Genomic DNA, 16,753 nt, shown 5'->3' with positions numbered 1-16,753 from the left:
CGATATGGGACCACCGCGTTGCCACGAGTATGGGACCACCTGTGAGTGTTAGTTAGAATTGCCGGTCTCCTTGTTTTCGTCAATGGCGGCGCGCCGGTCCAGGGTCTCGCGTTGGCGCAAGGAGGGGCCTTCGATGATTACGGTGTGAGCGCCCTGGGTGAGCCGGTCGTTTGCGGATTGGGCGAGTAAGGTGTCGCTGGTCATGGCCGCCATTCATCTGAAAGTGGCACACGTTCCTCGCGGGGCATTCGCCCTTTCATCTGCAAGGATGCACTCTTTGCGTGTCTTGCCGAATTATTCGGTGGCGCGGGTGTTTGATAGGTGGCACCTGAATTCTTTTAGTCCAAAGAAGGCGTGCCATGGACCGGCGTGGTTTCCGGGTCGTGCAGGGACAACTTGATGCGGAGAACACGGCCGTGGAGCGGGCAGATCCGCTGGCGTTCCAGGCGGACTGCGTGGCGGCATACGAGGCGTCCTGGATCGCGCGAGGCTTTAGCCCAGTGACGATCGAAAATGGGGTTGGGCTGCTTGGCCGGGCCTTGGACTTGCTTGGCCGGACCGCTTGGGAAGCTGATGTGGATGACATCGACCGCCTGGTGGTGGTCTGGCTGCCGACGGCTTGTCGAGCGCGATCCGGCGCGGATATGTTCAGGCGTTCAAGGGTTTTTACCGGTTTCTTCAGACCCGTAAGGCCTCCCGGATCGAGGCTTCCTTCGGCATCAGGCTCGTGTGTCCCGTTGATGAGTTCAACGCGTCGCGTCATGTCGGTGACGAGGGCCCTGCGCTGTTGCCCCCGCCGACGCCGCAGCGACTGGGGAATTCTTCGCCTTTTTGCGTGGACGGATCCCGACCGCGCGCAAGTACGCGCCGGCGGCAAGGGATTACGCGTTGTTCAGGACGCTGTATCACGCTGGGCTCCGGGCGGACGAGGCAGCCCGGGTCGATACCGGTGACGTCCATTTCGACCCGGTCCTTGTGGCAAGTTGCATGTGCGTTTCGGCAAAGCGGCCCGCACCTCCGGACCCAGGCCTCGGTGGGTGCCGATGCTGGACGGGCTCGATCTGGTCCTGCACTGGTATCTGTCCGATGTCCGCAGCAGGTTCCCCGATTCGCCCGTTTTGTTTGCTGATGAATCCGGAGGCTCGTTGCACCGCGGCACTATCCGCAACAGGCTTCGGCGTCTGATGGAAATTGAAGGGCGGCCACAGACGGACTGGTTCAGCCCCCATGCGATGCGACGGGCCTGCGCGACCCATAACTACGAGCGGGGTGTGGATCTGGTGGCGAGCCCGCAACTGCTCGGACACTGGACGGTCGCGTCCACGATGCGTTACGTGCGGCCCTCGGCCACGTTCATCTAGGACGCGTACCGCCGTGCGGTCAGCGATACCCTGACCAATCTGGCAGAAGGGCACGGAGCACCATGAAAATAAGGTGGAAGCTGCGGATGGCCGCAGCGCAGCGGGAGGTGTGGACAGGCGCGCAACTGCGCAGGTTTCCCACCTCGCCGACCACGTGGACCCTCCCCGCCTGCCCGAACCAGCAGCGAACCCGACCGGTTTCAGCGCCACCTGACATATGTTCGCGCGAACAAGTGCGCTTTGGCCGGTTCGCGGTTGGAGCTGATGATGGTGGATTTGCGCCGGTGGCGTTCAACGACGATTTCGTCGAAGTCATTGGTTTGGGTCGCGTCGAGGGCCTTGATGGCGAGGTCGTCGATGATGAGCAGGTCAACGGCGGTGATCCTGCGCATCTCGGCTTCGAGTGAGTTGTCCAGTCGGGCGGCTCGCAGCCGGGTGAAGAGTTTGTCGGCGCACCAGAACTGCACGCTCATCCGCCGCCGGATCCCGATGTGTCCGAGGGCGGTGGCGAGGTGTGTTTTGCCGACGCCGACGGGTCCGAGGAGCAGGACGGAGTGCCCGGCCTCAGCGAACGCGAGCTTGCTCAGGTCGGAGAACAGCATCCGGTCATAGCTCAGGTCCCCGGCATCGTTCCAGGTTTCCAGCCGCATCGAGGGATCCAGACCGGCGCGCAGCGCGGCGGAGCGGGAATCTCGCCGGTTCAGCGGCTCTTCGTGGTTGGTGGGGAATTGAGTTCGTGTCGTTGAAGACAAGGGGGCCCGTGGCCCTGCTGGGATGAGTGTGTCTAAGCATTCAACCTGGAACAGGACCACGAGCCTTGATCGAGCCTACCGGGGTCGCAGCCGACGCTGCCACCATCCTCTTCAATCTGCCCGACTACCGCGTCATTTCCACCACCATCACAGCCGGCCAGCGGCAGGTCATCGTCGAAACCAATCAGCCGCCGGGGTGCCCGAGCTGCGGCGTCATCGCCTCCCGGCGTAAGGAACGCCGCTTCCAGCGGCTCCGCGATATTCCTGTGGCAGGCCCGGTGGAAGTGCTGTGGTCCAAGTACCGCTGGTACTGCGAAGAGCAGGCCTGCGACCGTCTGTCGTTCTTTGAATCCACGCCTCAAGTTCCGCGCCGTGCCCGTTCCACCACCCGGCTGCGGGACCAGCTTGTGGACGCGGTCATCCGCTCCGGCCGGGCGGTATCGGAAGCAGCCGCCGGCTTCGCCGTGTCCTGGTGGATGGTCCGGGCCGCCGTCACCGAGGCGTACCTGCTGAAGTTGCCAGACGTGGACAAACTCAGCCCGCGGATGCTGGGCATTGATGAGCACCGGTTCCGGTCCGTGCGCTATTTCCAGGACCCGGGAACGAAGGCCTGGACACGCTTCGAGCCGTGGATGACCACCATCGTGGACCTGGACACCGGCCAGGTCCTTGGCGTGGTGGACGGCCGTGACCACAAGGGCGTCGGGGACTGGCTATTCGCCCGGCCCCTGGAATGGCGGCTGGCCGTGCAAGTTGTCGCGATCGACCCCTCCGCGGCGTTCCGGAAGGCGTTGCGCATGTGGCTTCCGCGGACCGCTGTTGCTGTTGATCATTTCCACTTGATCTCGCTGGCCAACCAGGCCATGACCGAGACCCGGCAGAACCTCTCCCAGCAGGTCAAGGGCCGCCGCGGAAGGGCAATCGACAAGGCATGGGCGCACCGCATGCTCCTGCTGCGCGGTGGCGACACCCTCAGCTGCCGGGCCGCCCTCCGGCTTGAGGAGGTGTTCACCTTGGATGATCCGACCGGCATCCTCCGGGCCGTCTGGAAGGTCAAAGAACAACTCCGCGTCCTGCTTCGGACCGGCTCCCTGGAAGACGCTGCGGAGGCCAAGGAGGTACTCGAGGAACTGGTCAAGGCAGCAGCCAGGCCCGAAACGAACAGGCTCTACCGCACGGTCTGCCGGTGGTGGAAAGAGATCGAGGTGCTCATTGTCACCGGTGCCACAACAGGCAGGGTCGAGGCCAACAACACCGCTATCAAGAACATCAAGCGAACCGCCCGCGGGTACCGCAATGCCGCCAACTACAAATCGGTTATTCTCTTGAGAAGTGCCGTCCGGACGGCGGCATGACGCTCATTCCAGGGATTCATTTCCCCACGAACCGCGAAGAGCCGCATTGACAGGCGACGGACAGACAACCCGCACCAAAAAAACAGGTGAGGGTGCACTCACCCTGCCCGTCGTCCACGGCTAAAAAACGCTTGACAAGCGTTAGGGAATCTCTTCGTGGTTGGTAGGGGATTCGAGTTCGAGTCTTTGAAGACAAAGGTGGCCAGGGCCCTGTTGGGATGAGAGTATCTAAGCATCGCCGCGCCCGCTCTACAAGCCGGCTCCGTGACCAGCTCATGGATGCGGTCACCCCGTCAGGCGGGCCAGTGCTACTACCGGGCGATGAAGGCACCCGTGACCCGCGAAACCAATTGAGCGTCCAAGTATCGTCCGATGCCGCCGCGCCCCAGAGACGAACCCCGAGCCCAGAGGTGTGCGTCCTAATGCCGCTGGTCTGAGACGATAACTCTGTAATCCTACATCGCGGCTTCAGCCATCGGTATTGCGGACAAACGACGACGCACCAAGCTGCGAGAACAAGGCTTTGCTCTTCAAGATGGCCAATCCAACTACAACAGCTGCTAAGTACCAGACGATTCTCGATGCATTGCGCACAGGGTACTGGAAGACTGCAGAGGCGAAGAGCAACAGGGAAATGACGGCGACCAAGGTGAGTGTTTGCCTAAGCGCACCATTGAAAGAACAAATAATATTGTCCAATCCGGATACCAAAGCACCAACGCAAAACATAAACATTACAACGTAGAAGACGCCATACGCAAAGAGCTCGCCGAAGGTATTAAATGGTGTCGCTGGCCCCCAGCTAAGCTCACCCAGAATCGAACTCCACTCGGTCAGCCCCCCGGGCAGAGGATTAACGGACGTCCAAAAGTATTGTTGGTCCAGTTTACCGGACATAACAATGTCCCCGGTGAGCGGGACCCCAAATAGTACGTTCCCAACCAACTGCCCGAACCGAACTTCAGATAATCTTTCAGGATTTTCAGTTAGAAGGCGGAAGTACGGCAGCAGCCCAGCACCAACAGCTTCCAGCCTGAAAACAAGCGAGGCATTGAGGAGAGCTACAACGCTGAACATGCTGCCAACCACAGACACTGCTACCCCAAGTTTTCCTGGTTTTCGAAACTCAATGAACAGCCAAAGAAGAATAAGGGGCAATACCGCAACGGCCCGAGAGCCAGTGGCGATCATCACAAGGAAGTAGCCCCCCAGCAGCAACCCCGCAGTTGTTCGCAAGTGCCGCGGGGACTGCCTAACAATAAGAACAATTGAGGCGAGAACCGCTCCGACGGGTCCGAAGATCGAACTGGCGCTAACAACAAGCTGCGGCCCCGCCATTTCCAAGTAATGGCGTCTTTCCATCAAGCCACTAGGTCCGTAGCCAATTACGTACAGAACAAGTGGAATCAGCGACAAAGCAAGCAATTTACCGGCGTGCAGGCCAACCAGCCTTTCGAGCCGATTTGATTCATCCTCCATTTGTCTACCTAGCGGAGGGCGAAGGACAAGCAATCCCCCAAAGAAGATACTCATAATCGATAGAAAAATGACCCCAAAAGCCGCATTGTAGGCCTGCCTCGAAAACGGAATGCGCATCGAAACAAGAGCTTCATTCTCAATGAGCGGGTAGAAGCTATAGCCCAACGCCAGGCAACCACTCAACGCCAATACAACGATCCCGGCTAATGGATACTTCCGCTTGCCCTTAGCCGCGAGAAACCAAAACATACCAAAGGCAGTTGGGACCAAAAACGCCGGAAGAAGTGCATCTTCGTGTAGAAACGTCACGACGGCCGCTGCAAACACTAAAGTGGCCATGCTCATAGTCTTTCCCACTTCAGTCCTCCTTCAGGGTTGAACGGCTATAGGGGGCGCGAATGATGCCTTGGACAGGTGACGTTATCCAGCGCTTGTGCATATGCTCATCTAGGCGAGCACGCGCCACCCCTAGCCAGTGTAGTCTCTCAGTGCCAGTTAACACGCTTAGGTAGTCGGGCTGCGCGCTGCATCACAGCATCCTAGGCGCCTCATGTAAAGGAGAGTTGCTTGAACCTCGAAAGTCTGCTTCTAAAAATTGATAATTATTTACTTCGCGTTATGCCGGGCCGGCTTATAAGGGATCTAAGACAGACAGTTCTTCGAAGGTTGGGCGCTAGTATTGCCGAGTCTGTCTACATCGGCCAAGGCGTGAGAATCATGGGTCCCGCCCGCTTGATACTTGAGGCCGGGGTAGTCATAGCTAGAGACTCGGTACTCGACGCGCGTGGAGGATTAACCTTGCAATCGTCCGCTCTTATCGGTTTTGAATCAATCCTCCTCACACATACGCACCGGTCACCGATCGTTGGCGTGCCGATTCAAGACCAGGGAATGTATGAGAAGCCGATAGTAATTGGGAGACGTGCTTGGCTTGGAACCCGAGTCATCGTCCTTCCCGGTGCCGTTCTAGGTAATGACGTGATCATAGGTTCTGGTTCCGTTGTGACCAAGAATCTGGCCCCCGAGGCAATATATGCTGGCTCCCCGGCCCGACTCATTCGTCAGCGCACATCTCTCGAATCCCCCGTCGCAGATCGATAACCGATTGCACTTCTGATGCCCTCTGTCATCAGTAGGGGAACGGCCTGTGTAGCTGTAAAGAGCGCGGCGCCCCCACTAGTCCCCAAGTCTAGAGAAATTGCGCCGACGATACCCCACAGCACCGTGAGTGGAAATAGCGACCATGATCCCGCGAGCCAGAGTCTTGAATGATTGAGCGAACCCCAAGCAATGGCGAGGTTGATACCAACGCTGCCAATAGAAATTACAATTAGTTCTTGGCTTAGCCCTGAATAATTGGGGCCCAATAACCCAAGTATGAGGTTCGAGGCTGGAATCATGCACAAGACAACTGCAGCGGAACACAGTAGGTAGACCGTCAAAATTCTGGCCATCGCAATGGCCACACTCCGCCTAGAGGTTGCCAGCAGCGCGATTCGCGGAGAGAGCATTTCAAGTACCACGGCGTTCAGAACTGCAAAGACCATGGAAAAACGTGATAGCGCGGCAACTTGCGATACGACAAGGGTGGAGCCAAGAACGCTCAGGACAAATACGACCGACTGACCCCGCAGGACATTTACCAGGTTCATTGGTAGCACCTGAATGAAAGCTTTGCGGAAGGCTAACCGCGCGTCAGGATGATCCATCTTTCCCCAAGCTAAGGAAGCCTGTCCCCTACGGGTTAGAAGGAACGCTTCTAGCCAGTAGGTGGCAGCTGTGCTGAGAAGGAGATAAGGAAGAATTTGCTGCGGAAGGACGACTGCAACCATCACTAGGGCAAGCCGCACAATTGCTGAACCAACGAGAACGTTTTGGGCCTCGTTCGCCCGCAGCTGAAGCCGGAAATACACCTGCCAGATGCCGCGCTGGTATACAGCCTCCAGTGTCACGATCGTAAGTGCCGCTGCCACGAGCATTTCCCACAGAGATGCATGGTTTGCGTTGAATAGGAACAGCAGGCATGCCAGCGCAAAAACCGAGAGCCAAAGGCCGACTCGCCGTCTGAATCTTAGTCCGCTTCTGAACCAAGCTCCCAACTCGTCGGGCCGGTCCCTCACCTTTGCCCCATGAGCCAGCAGCGTGCTGCCAACGCCAGCGTCTGAGAGGCTTGTCATTGCAAATATGAGGCCAATGTAAATGCTATAAAGCGCATATTCCTGGATGCCCAAGATCCGCACAATAACAATTCCAGTAGCAAACCCTAGTACTTGCAGAAGTACATTTCCGCTGACAAAAGATATCCCCTTGCGCACCCATGCCCGCCTCACAGGAATATCCGGCCGGCGGAACAATGCACTAATTTCAACAAATTTCACGCATCACGGTTTCGTAGGCATCCACCATGGATTTTCTATTTCTCGTCTGCAAGTATGCTTCAACGCCCTTGAGATAGTCCAGGGGCTTGTCTGGTGCTGAAGTGATCTCTTCCATCGCCTCCGCAAAGTTCATGATCACTTCCTCATTCGGTTCGACGAGAAGTCCGTAGCCATGGTGGGCGTCCGTAAGACCACTCACGTTCGTGGCGATGACAGGCAGCCCACAGCCCATTCCTTCCAGAGCTACTATCCCAAAAACTTCATCCCACATGGACGGCACACACATGACTCGGGAGTTGTTCAAGACCTCAGCAACACTACGTGGATCGAGCGCGCCAAGAAATCTGACCTTTGAAGAAATATTTAAGTCTGCTGCCAGCTTTTTAAGATTCGCCTCCTCCGGACCGGTTCCGATTACATTCAAAACATAATCTGAACGGATCGGGCTCACTAATGCGAACGCCTCCAAGAGCTGGCGCACACCTTTATCCTCTATCAATCGCGCAACCACAACAAACGCATATTCACGATCGCACCACTCACGTTGGCGAGAGAAAGTCGCTTCATCATATCCATTTGTCACGTATTGTCCCTCACCGCCAAATCGATCGGTGATCTCGAGATTTGGAGTGACGATTCGTGTCGATCTCCTAAGCAGTAGGATCTTAAGTCTCTCGCGCCAAGTGATTTGCCCCTGAGGCGTTTCGAGCCAGATATGTAAGGCGACGACCGTGGGCTTACGCAGCAGCAACGGAAGTATAAGTGTTTTGCTAGAGACGTTGTTCTGTAGCACGACATCGGCTTCGACGAGAAGTCGAAAGTAGCGCCACCACTGTCGGGGCGAATTTAGTTTCATAATCCGAGCAATCGTCCCGTACGCTTCGCGGCTACGCTCACCTGTAACTATGACCAGCTCATGGCCTCGTGCTGTCAGCCCGGCATCAAGTATGGCCGCAACAGTAGAGAGCCCTCCACGGCTTGGCGGCAACCGCTCAGAAGTCATGACAATTTTCATTCGTCTATCCAATCCGGTATTTCCGATCAATGTCAGGGCTGCGGCAGATGCCCTATCAACTGCCATGCCTGTCTCATAGGAGAACCGGCTCAGGCGTTGTAGGCGGTCTCAAGCTGCGTCACAACGGCCCCAATACTGAGTTCCTGTTCAACAGCACGGTAGCCTTGGTGGATCAGCGAACTCCGGTAGCCTTCATCGCGTAGTAGCTTGGCTACTTGGGTCGCTAGTTCCTGGGGGGATCCATCGGTTACTGCCGCCGCCCCGAGTTTCACTAACATTGACGCTAACCCTGAATCCTCCGTTGTTACTACGGGCGTACCTGCAGCAAGTGCCTCCAATATCGTCATAGGAAACACCTCTCCTACGCTTGGTAAAACGAAAACCGCACTGCTCGCTAGCCACTGTACTGATTCTCCAGGCCCTACCGGGCCTTCGTATGTGAGGGTTCGAGACAGACCAAACTCTTGGATATAGTCGCGCAGCGAGGCGAGATCACCCTCATCAGGACCCACGACGTGTGCCGTGAACTGGACCCCCGCCTCGACTAGGTGCCGGCACATTTCAGCGAATGCCATAACGCGCTTTCGGGGGTGAAGCCTCGCCAGAAACAAAATTCTGTTCGTTTGACGCTCAGTTGGCTGGCGCGGAGCCGGGGTAATGCCGTTCGGTATGAGTTCGACTTTCGCGTCACCTCGACAGATGCTGTTGATGCCATTGGCTTCAACAGTTGTGAGGACAAGGACGCGCCGGGCTGACTTGAGGACGCGACGGGTAATAGCCGCATCGAGCAACCGCACGGTAATGGATCGCCTCGGCATAATCATTCCATGAGTTTGAACGACATATGGGATGCGCTTGAGGAACAAAATCCATGCGCTTATTAGGCTTATGGGGTCCCGGCCCAAGTGAACGTGAAAGACATCACGAGGGCTAGGTTTACGCAGTAGCAAGGACCAGAGTTTCGGCGAAACAAGCCCACCGAAACCGGGGCCAATCCGCCGAACGGAGACTAGGGTAACGCGAGCATTTGGAATCCCGACGTCTTGAAACCCGTCCCATCCAGCCAGAAATTCAGCCTCGTGGCCCCGGCGAGCTAACTCAGCGACCTGACCCATAGCGACAGCTACTGGTCCCCCGTAGGCACCATCTTGTGAAACGTATGAGACGAGGTGAGTGATCCTGGACGCTCTTGACGCGACGTTGTTCATCTGAATCGAGGCCCAGTTACGATGCCGGGGTTCCCAGAAATTATGGAATTGGGCGGAAACGATCCCCTGACCACGGTCAGTGGTGTCAACAATGACGACTGTCCAAGTGTGGTTCCACCTTGAACGAGGCACCTAGTAGTTATCCAAGTACCGTCATCCACGGAGATCGGACTCATTATCAGCGCCATATCCCGTCGATGCGCGTGACTACCAGTAGTAAGAATTGTCTCCTGAGAAATGACGACGTCAGAACCAATTACAACTCTGTCTTGATTATGTATCCAGACGCCTTCCCCGATCCACGATCGAGCCCCAACCTCAAGCTTCCAAGGGAACTTAACTCTAGTTCGAGGGCGGAAGATGACGCCGGGCCCGATAGATGCACCGAACATTTTCAGCACAGTAATGCGGACTTTGGAGCTGACCTGAAGTGGGTTCGTAATGAAGATGAGTTCCACGAGGCCCCACACGTATACGTACCAGGACGGACGGTTCCAAGCCTCCCGTTCGCCCGGAGCCTCTGCCAGATTAATCACCCTTGGCTTCCGAGCCAGTTCGGGACGGCCATGCGGTTCCCCCATTTCGTGCTCCATTCCGTGTGTTTCCACGCCAGCTGCTGCAGACAACAGCCATACATAGTGTGTTCCGCGCCGCTCACGGCGCTGTCATCATGTCCGATCGAGGGACGGGCTTCGGCTGCCGTTGGGAAGGCCGTCTACTGACAGACGCGTGTGGCGTCACGACGACGCGAAGAACCTGCCGTCCGTGTCACGATACATGGGGAATCGTAGCCGAATAGAAAGCCAGGGGCCATTGGAGACACCATCAGCAAAAAGTACTGCGAAACTCAGGATCACTATCGTTGGTTTGAACTACTCTCCCGAGCCAACGGGAAATGCCCCTTACACGACTAGCCTGGCAGAGGGCCTTGCTGCCGCCGGGCACGACGTTCAGGTGATTACTGGAGTCCCCCATTACCCAGAGTGGCGTCTGCGAGACGGCTACGGTAGTTGGTCGAGCAATCAAGTGATCAACGGTGTCCGTGTGAAGCGCCTCCGGCATCACGTTCCGCTGAAGCCGACCTCGTTGCACCGAATGCACATGGAGCTGAGCTTTGGCGTTCGCGCAATCTTCTCGAATTGGGCGGACCCCGATTTCTTGCTCCTGGTCAGCCCAGCGCTACTATCCAGCGGATTGGTTGTTCTACGAGCGCGCCTTCAGAAGAACCGCCCGAGCCTAGGGATCTGGGTACAAGACATTTACAGTCGTGGAATCATCGAAACCGGAACCGGCAACAGCCTGTCGGCCAGGGCGATGGCAGGCCTGGAGTCGTGGATTCTCAGGGCTTCGGACGGTGTAGTCGTCATCCACGACCGTTTTGCGAAGTACATCGTCGACACTTTGCGCGTGTCTCCGAACAAGATAAAGGTGATTCGAAACTGGACTCACTTGCCGCCCTCACCAGGCACGGGCCGTGCAGAAATGCGCGCAAAACTCGGATGGAGCAAAAGTGACATCGTTGTTCTCCACGCCGGGAACATGGGCAAGAAGCAAGGCCTCGAGAATGTCATCGATGCAGCCCGTGTTGCGGCTTCGCGAGATAGCCGGGTTCGGTTCGTTTTGATGGGTGATGGCAACCAGCGCCGGCAGTTGGAAACAAGCGCCTACGGCGTTGGTAGGTTGAATTTCGTAGATCCTTTGCCCGGAGAAGAATTCCAGTTAGCCCTCGCCTCGGCAGATATTTTACTCGTTAATGAGCTCCCCGGCGTCCAGGAGATGGCTGTTCCCAGCAAATTAACGTCGTACTTCAACGCGGGACGGCCAGTAATTGCAGCCACGGATGAACAGAGCGTTACGGCCTTCGAATTGGCTGCATCAGGGGGTGGTATCCGCGTGAACCCAGCAGATCCCGGCGCACTCGTGGAAGCAGCTGAAGCTCTCGGGGAGAATCCGCTGGCAGGGGCCAAACTCGGAGAGCTCGGCCTCCGCTATCGACACGAAACATTGTCGGAGCACGTCGCGATTCGCCACTATGATGATTTCATCATGAGTCTGGCACCGTCGCGCAGCCGCTAGGCTGTGCGACTCTTCTTTCTGCACTATGGGGGCACTTTGGCTAAGCGCGCACTTATCACTGGCATCACGGGACAGGACGGCTCATACTTGGCCGAACTGCTGCTCTGCAAAGGCTACGAGGTTCATGGTTTAATCCGTCGGGCATCGACTTTCAACACTGCGAGAGTCGACCACCTTTATGTGGACCCGCACGACCCTCAGGCCCGGCTTTTTCTACACTATGGGGATCTGAGCGACGGAGCCCGACTGGTCACGCTGCTCGCTGAGATTAAGCCTGATGAGGTTTACAATCTGGCCGCACAGTCGCACGTTCGTGTTTCTTTTGATGAGCCTGAGCACACTGCAGACACAACCGGCGTTGGAACAATCCGGCTCCTGGAGGCTGTGCGCATGTCAGGCATTGAAACAAAGTTTTACCAAGCGTCCTCCTCGGAGATGTTTGGAGCTACGCCTCCTCCTCAGACTGAAGAGACACCGTTCTACCCCCGTTCCCCCTACGGTGCAGCCAAGGTCTATAGCTACTGGATCACCAAGAACTACCGTGAGGCGTACGGGATGTTCGCCGTCAACGGAATCCTCTTCAACCACGAATCCCCACGGCGTGGTGAGACGTTCGTGACCCGCAAAATCACGCGTGCTGTCGCCGCGATCAAGGCTGGCAAGCAAGATCTGCTGTACATGGGCAACTTGGATGCGGTGCGCGACTGGGGCTACGCGGCTGAATACGTCGAAGGCATGTGGCGGATGCTCCAAGCTGACGAACCGGACGATTTTGTCCTCGCGACTGGCGGCAACTACACCGTGCGTGACTTCCTCCAGATCTCCTTTGAACACGCTGGGTTGAACTGGGAAGACCACGTTCGCTTTGACAAGCGCTACCTCCGCCCGACCGAAGTAGATGCGCTCGTTGGCGATGCGTCGAAGGCGCAGGAAAAACTGGGTTGGAAGGCATCGGTCCACACGCCGGAGCTGGCGCGAATCATGGTGGACGCCGACATCGAGGCCTTGAAGCACGCCGGCAATCACTGGATTGACAATGTGCACCTCGAAAGCTGGAGAAACTGATGGCTGCGGACTTGTCCTTCGTGCCCGCGCCACTTGATCGTTCGGCGAAGTTCTACGTGGCTGGTCACAGGGGCTTGGTCGGCTCGGCGATCTGGCGAACACTTAAAAATGAAGGTTTCGAAAACCTGGTGGGACGCACATCAACAGACCTCGATCTGAAGAATCGCGACGATGTTCGCACGTTCTTTTCCGAAAACAGGCCGCGATACGTCGTGCTTGCTGCGGCAAAGGTGGGAGGCATCCTCGCCAATAACACCTACCCCGTAGATTTCCTGAGCGATAATCTACGCATCCAGCTCAATGTTCTCGATGCTGCCCGGGAAAACGGGGTTGAGCGGCTGCTGTTCCTCGGCTCCTCGTGCATCTATCCCAAATTTGCGGAGCAGCCGATCCGAGAGGACGCGCTGCTGACCGGGCACTTGGAGCCAACGAACGACGCGTACGCTATAGCGAAGATAGCCGGGATCATGCAGATTCAAGCCATTCGCCGCCAGTATGGACTGCCATGGATATCGGCCATGCCGACAAACCTATACGGGCCGGGGGACAACTTTTCACCAGAAGGGTCCCACGTTCTTCCGGCCTTGATTCGTCGCTACGACGAGGCTGCAAACTCCGGAGCTGAAAGTGTCACAAACTGGGGGACGGGCTCCCCAAGACGAGAGTTGCTCCATGTCGACGATATGGCGGCCGCTTGTCTGCACCTACTGGAGCATTATGATGGCTCCTCGCACATCAACGTGGGAACAGGGAGCGACGTCACCATCCGGGAATTAGCGTCAGTAGTGGCGAGTGCCGTTGGTTATCAGGGGGAAATTGAATGGGATTCCTCCAAACCCGATGGTACGCCCCGAAAGCTGCTCGATGTATCCAAACTCGCCGCTACAGGTTGGACGGCGTCAATCGATCTCGAAGAAGGCATCCGTGGGACCGTCAACTGGTTTCGCGCCAACTCTGCAGCCCTTCGGCAATAGTCGATAATATTCAAACTCGTTATTCTAACGGGCAACTACCAGTGGGGGATTCTTCTTGAGTCGAGACGCGAATTGGCGAATCCGGACGTCCCGTCTCTTGGGCGTCGTCGACGCACTTGTCGTATCTTGGGCCGTCATCGGAGCCTTCGTAGTTCGATTCGGACTCGAACCCAACTTCGTTGCGTCGGGCCAGGAGTTTACCTATGCTTGGCTGTCCGTGCTGTTGGCCGTTGCATGGTGGTTCATGCTGGGAGCTTGGAACAGCAGACAAAGTCGGATCTTAGGAGCCGGTGCGGACGAATATAAGAGAGTCGCAGCCGCCTCGCTCTGGCTCTTTGGGATGGTGGCGATCATCTCGTACGTGATCCGCGTAGATACCGCGCGGGGCTACGTTGGCATCGCCCTTCCCGTAGGACTCGCCGGGCTTCTGGCGGCCCGCTGGCTCCTGCGACAGCACCTGAATGTCAAACGTCAAAGGGGCGGCAGCATGTCCCGACTGCTGCTATTGGGCGGGCCAAGTGCAGTAGCGCACCTAGCAGCTTCTTTGGAGCGCGCCAAACACGCTGGGTACCTCCCAGTTGCCGCCTACACTCCCGGAGCCCATGATGGGCAAGTGGTCGAGCCCGATTCCGGACTCCGCGTCCTCGGCTACAAGCCAGAAACTGCATCCATTCTGGCCGCAATTGATGCTTGCGAGGCCGACGCCGTAGCTGTTTCAGCCGGGGTCCAACTACATCCGCAAACGTTAAGGCATCTGGGCTGGGAACTTGCGTCTAGGAACATCGGCCTCATCATGGCCCCAGCGCTAACCGATATCGCTGGCCCGCGAATTCACACCCAGCAGGTTGCCGGCTTGCCCCTCATTCACGTAACGACGCCAACGCTCGAAGGTGGGCAGCGGGTCGCCAAGCGCCTCTTCGACGTAGTCGTTTCTGCAGTCATGATTGTCTTGTCCTCCCCGGTAATGGTAATTCTGGCCCTCCTCGTAAAATTGGACAGCACTGGCCCAGTCCTTTTCAGGCAGGAGCGCGTGGGGATGGGTGGAGGACATTTTAGAATGTTGAAGTTTCGGTCGATGGTCGTAGACGCCGAGGAACGACTCGCGCAACTTGCGGAACAAAACCAAGGTCATGGCGTTCTCTTCAAACTCAAAAACGACCCGAGGGTAACGAACGTCGGCCGATTTCTGAGGAAGTTCAGCCTGGACGAGCTTCCTCAATTGTTCAATATTTTCGCCGGGTCGATGAGCCTCGTTGGCCCTCGGCCGCCCCTTCCCAGTGAAGTAGAAGCGTACGAACATGACGTGCGCCGCCGGTTATTGGTGAAACCCGGACTCACAGGCCTCTGGCAAGTGAGTGGCCGCTCAAATCTTTCATGGCAAGATTCCGTGCGATTGGACTTGTACTACGTCGAGAACTGGTCTCTGGCAGGAGATCTGATCATTTTGCTGAGAACCATCCGAGCCGTGTTCCGCGGCACAGGCGCGTATTAAATAAAGTCCGATTTGTGAAACCTCCCTCTGTGGGACGAAAGAAGAAACATGCGAATTTCAGTAGTTGGTTGCGGTTACTTGGGCGCGGTCCACGCTGCTTGCATGGCCAAGCTCGGCCATGAAGTGGTCGGCATCGATGTCGACGAGCGCAAGATCGCTGAGCTATCAGCGGCTTCTGCTCCATTTTATGAACCTGGACTGGAAGACCTGCTACGCGATGTTCAAGAAACCGGACGGCTTTCGTTTACGACCGATATGTCAGCCGCGGCCGGGAGCGAAGTGCACTTCATTTGTGTTGGCACACCCCAGAAGAAGGGGGAGAACGGCGCCGATCTGGCCTTTGTCGATGCTGCCACCGCCGCGTTATTGCCCTACCTCGAGCCCGGAAATGTTGTCGTTGGTAAGTCAACCGTCCCGGTTGGTACTGCTAAACGGCTGGAGGCGATGGTCTTGGAACGGGAGCCGAAGGCACACCTAGTTTGGAACCCCGAATTCCTTCGTGAGGGCCATGCCGTTGCTGACACTCTACGGCCTGATCGCCTCGTTTATGGCGTTGCCTCCGGCTCGGAGGATCACGCGTCGGTAACCCTGCTCGACGAGGTTTACGCTTCGACGCTAGAAGCGGGAACTCCCCGGCTGATCACCGATCACCCAACGGCTGAACTGGTCAAAGCCGCCGCCAACTCTTTCCTGGCCACCAAGATCTCCTTTATTAACGCCATGGCGGAGGTATGTGAAGCCGCTGGGGCCGACGTCACACACTTGGCAGACGCAATTGGGATGGACGACCGAATCGGTCGAAAGTTCCTGCACGCTGGTATCGGGTTTGGAGGCGGGTGCCTGCCTAAGGACATTCGTGCATTTATGGCACGTGCTGGCGAACTTGGTGCCGATCAAGCGCTGACCTTCCTTCGCGAAGTAGACGCTATCAACATGAGACGCAGGACACGAGTCGTCGAACTGACTCGCGAGCTTTGCGGTGGAGGGCTTCTCGGCAAGAAGATCACCGTCCTAGGAGCAGCTTTTAAGCCGAATAGCGACGATGTCCGTGATTCTCCCGCCCTCAGCATCGCAGCACAGCTTCAACTGCAAGGAGCAGTTGTGACTGTGACCGATCCTAAGGCGCTCGTAAACGCGGCCAAGCGATTTCCGGAACTTCAATACGAGCCTAACTTAGATACCGCGGTAGCCAGGTCCGACGCATTGCTCCTCTTGACCGAGTGGCAGCGGTACCAGGACATGGATCCCTATGTCCTTCGGACGGCGGTTACTACACCGCGAATTCTCGACGGCCGGAACGTCCTCGATGCAGGGAAATGGCGCGCCGCAGGCTGGACATATCGGGGACTAGGGCGGCCTTGATGAACGGAGGGAATATAAGAGAGAGTGAGACTCCCAGTGTCAACATTCGTCGCACACGAACGGGGGCGACATCGCGCCGTAAACGCAACCGTCGTTTGGTAGTTATCGCCGCTTGGGCCTTAGCAAGCCTTGGTGTGCTTGGCGCCGCGACGGCGTGGTTGGGATTTCAGGCCACGATCATCAGCGCAGAGCTGAAATCGGCCTCACAGTTACTCACTCCCCTCAGGGAAAGTATG

The 16,753-nt window shown here is 57.2% G+C and carries 14 protein-coding genes; 8 read left to right on the top strand and 6 right to left on the bottom strand.

The genetic code is table 11. The annotated features are described in order from the left end of the window. Positions 1 to 48: 48 nt before the first annotated feature. Positions 49 to 204, bottom strand: coding sequence for a hypothetical protein (locus AC1DFE_RS14175; RefSeq protein ID WP_476906509.1), 156 nt, complete (start codon positions 202 to 204; stop codon positions 49 to 51). 785 nt (positions 205 to 989) lie between these two features. Between AC1DFE_RS14175 and AC1DFE_RS14170 the strand changes: the two genes are divergently transcribed. Next, the gene (locus tag AC1DFE_RS14170; RefSeq protein ID WP_476906508.1) at positions 990 to 1,361 is read left to right on the top strand and encodes a tyrosine-type recombinase/integrase; all 372 of its coding nucleotides are present in this window, start codon (positions 990 to 992) and stop codon (positions 1,359 to 1,361) included. Positions 1,362 to 1,561: 200 nt separating this feature from the next. Here the strand turns inward: AC1DFE_RS14170 and AC1DFE_RS14165 are convergent, their stop codons facing one another. Then, complete coding sequence (locus tag AC1DFE_RS14165; RefSeq protein ID WP_476906507.1) at positions 1,562 to 2,113, bottom strand: ATP-binding protein; 552 nt, start codon at positions 2,111 to 2,113, stop codon at positions 1,562 to 1,564. 65 nt (positions 2,114 to 2,178) lie between these two features. Here AC1DFE_RS14165 and AC1DFE_RS14160 point away from each other — a divergent pair, with 65 nt between their 5' ends. Next, entirely contained in the window at positions 2,179 to 3,468 is a 1,290-nt protein-coding gene (locus AC1DFE_RS14160) for an ISL3 family transposase (RefSeq protein WP_476906506.1), read from the top strand. A gap of 468 nt (positions 3,469 to 3,936) precedes the next feature. Here the strand turns inward: AC1DFE_RS14160 and AC1DFE_RS14155 are convergent, their stop codons facing one another. Further along, a complete protein-coding gene (locus AC1DFE_RS14155) occupies positions 3,937 to 5,286 on the bottom strand; it encodes a hypothetical protein (protein WP_476906505.1) in 1,350 nt (449 codons plus the stop codon). A 279-nt stretch (positions 5,287 to 5,565) separates the two neighbouring features. On the opposite strand from AC1DFE_RS14155, the gene AC1DFE_RS14150 reads away from it, so the two are divergent. Next, positions 5,566 to 6,048 carry an acyltransferase gene (locus tag AC1DFE_RS14150; RefSeq protein ID WP_476906568.1) on the top strand — a complete coding sequence of 161 codons (483 nt, stop codon included), beginning with the start codon at positions 5,566 to 5,568 and terminating at the stop codon, positions 6,046 to 6,048. On the opposite strand, the gene AC1DFE_RS14145 is transcribed toward AC1DFE_RS14150, so the two are convergent. Genes AC1DFE_RS14145 through AC1DFE_RS14135 form a run of 3 tightly spaced genes read right to left on the bottom strand, consistent with a single transcriptional unit; the run spans position 6,009 to position 9,548 of the window. Continuing rightward, positions 6,009 to 7,325 (bottom strand): lipopolysaccharide biosynthesis protein, encoded by a 1,317-nt coding sequence (locus tag AC1DFE_RS14145; RefSeq protein ID WP_476906504.1) that lies wholly within the window; start codon positions 7,323 to 7,325, stop codon positions 6,009 to 6,011. The genes AC1DFE_RS14150 and AC1DFE_RS14145 overlap by 40 nt on opposite strands. Further along, positions 7,312 to 8,406 (bottom strand): glycosyltransferase family 4 protein, encoded by a 1,095-nt coding sequence (locus AC1DFE_RS14140; protein ID WP_476906503.1) that lies wholly within the window; start codon positions 8,404 to 8,406, stop codon positions 7,312 to 7,314. The genes AC1DFE_RS14145 and AC1DFE_RS14140 overlap by 14 nt, the downstream gene beginning before the upstream one ends. Positions 8,407 to 8,429: 23 nt before the next feature. Then, on the bottom strand, positions 8,430 to 9,548 hold the full coding sequence (locus AC1DFE_RS14135) for a glycosyltransferase (protein WP_476906502.1): 1,119 nt from the start codon (positions 9,546 to 9,548) through the stop codon (positions 8,430 to 8,432). 777 nt (positions 9,549 to 10,325) lie between these two features. On the opposite strand from AC1DFE_RS14135, the gene AC1DFE_RS14130 reads away from it, so the two are divergent. From AC1DFE_RS14130 to AC1DFE_RS14110, 5 genes are read left to right on the top strand one after another with little or no spacing between them, the layout of a single operon-like run. After that, a complete protein-coding gene (locus tag AC1DFE_RS14130) occupies positions 10,326 to 11,624 on the top strand; it encodes a glycosyltransferase (protein ID WP_476906567.1) in 1,299 nt (432 codons plus the stop codon). Between the two features lie 36 nt (positions 11,625 to 11,660). Then, on the top strand, positions 11,661 to 12,689 hold the full coding sequence (gene gmd, locus AC1DFE_RS14125) for a GDP-mannose 4,6-dehydratase (protein WP_476906501.1): 1,029 nt from the start codon (positions 11,661 to 11,663) through the stop codon (positions 12,687 to 12,689). Continuing rightward, positions 12,689 to 13,663 (top strand): GDP-L-fucose synthase family protein, encoded by a 975-nt coding sequence (locus AC1DFE_RS14120; protein WP_476906500.1) that lies wholly within the window; start codon positions 12,689 to 12,691, stop codon positions 13,661 to 13,663. Before gmd ends, AC1DFE_RS14120 begins: the two co-directional genes overlap by 1 nt. A gap of 55 nt (positions 13,664 to 13,718) precedes the next feature. Further along, a complete protein-coding gene (locus AC1DFE_RS14115) occupies positions 13,719 to 15,155 on the top strand; it encodes a sugar transferase (RefSeq protein ID WP_476906499.1) in 1,437 nt (478 codons plus the stop codon). Positions 15,156 to 15,203: 48 nt separating this feature from the next. Beyond that, the gene (locus tag AC1DFE_RS14110) at positions 15,204 to 16,517 is read left to right on the top strand and encodes a UDP-glucose dehydrogenase family protein (protein ID WP_476906498.1); all 1,314 of its coding nucleotides are present in this window, start codon (positions 15,204 to 15,206) and stop codon (positions 16,515 to 16,517) included. Positions 16,518 to 16,753 lie beyond the last annotated feature (236 nt).

It is taken from the genome of Arthrobacter sp. 05T423, assembly GCF_056396245.1.
Note: the sequence above shows the minus strand (reverse complement) of the source record. Positions and strands in the feature narration are given on the sequence as shown.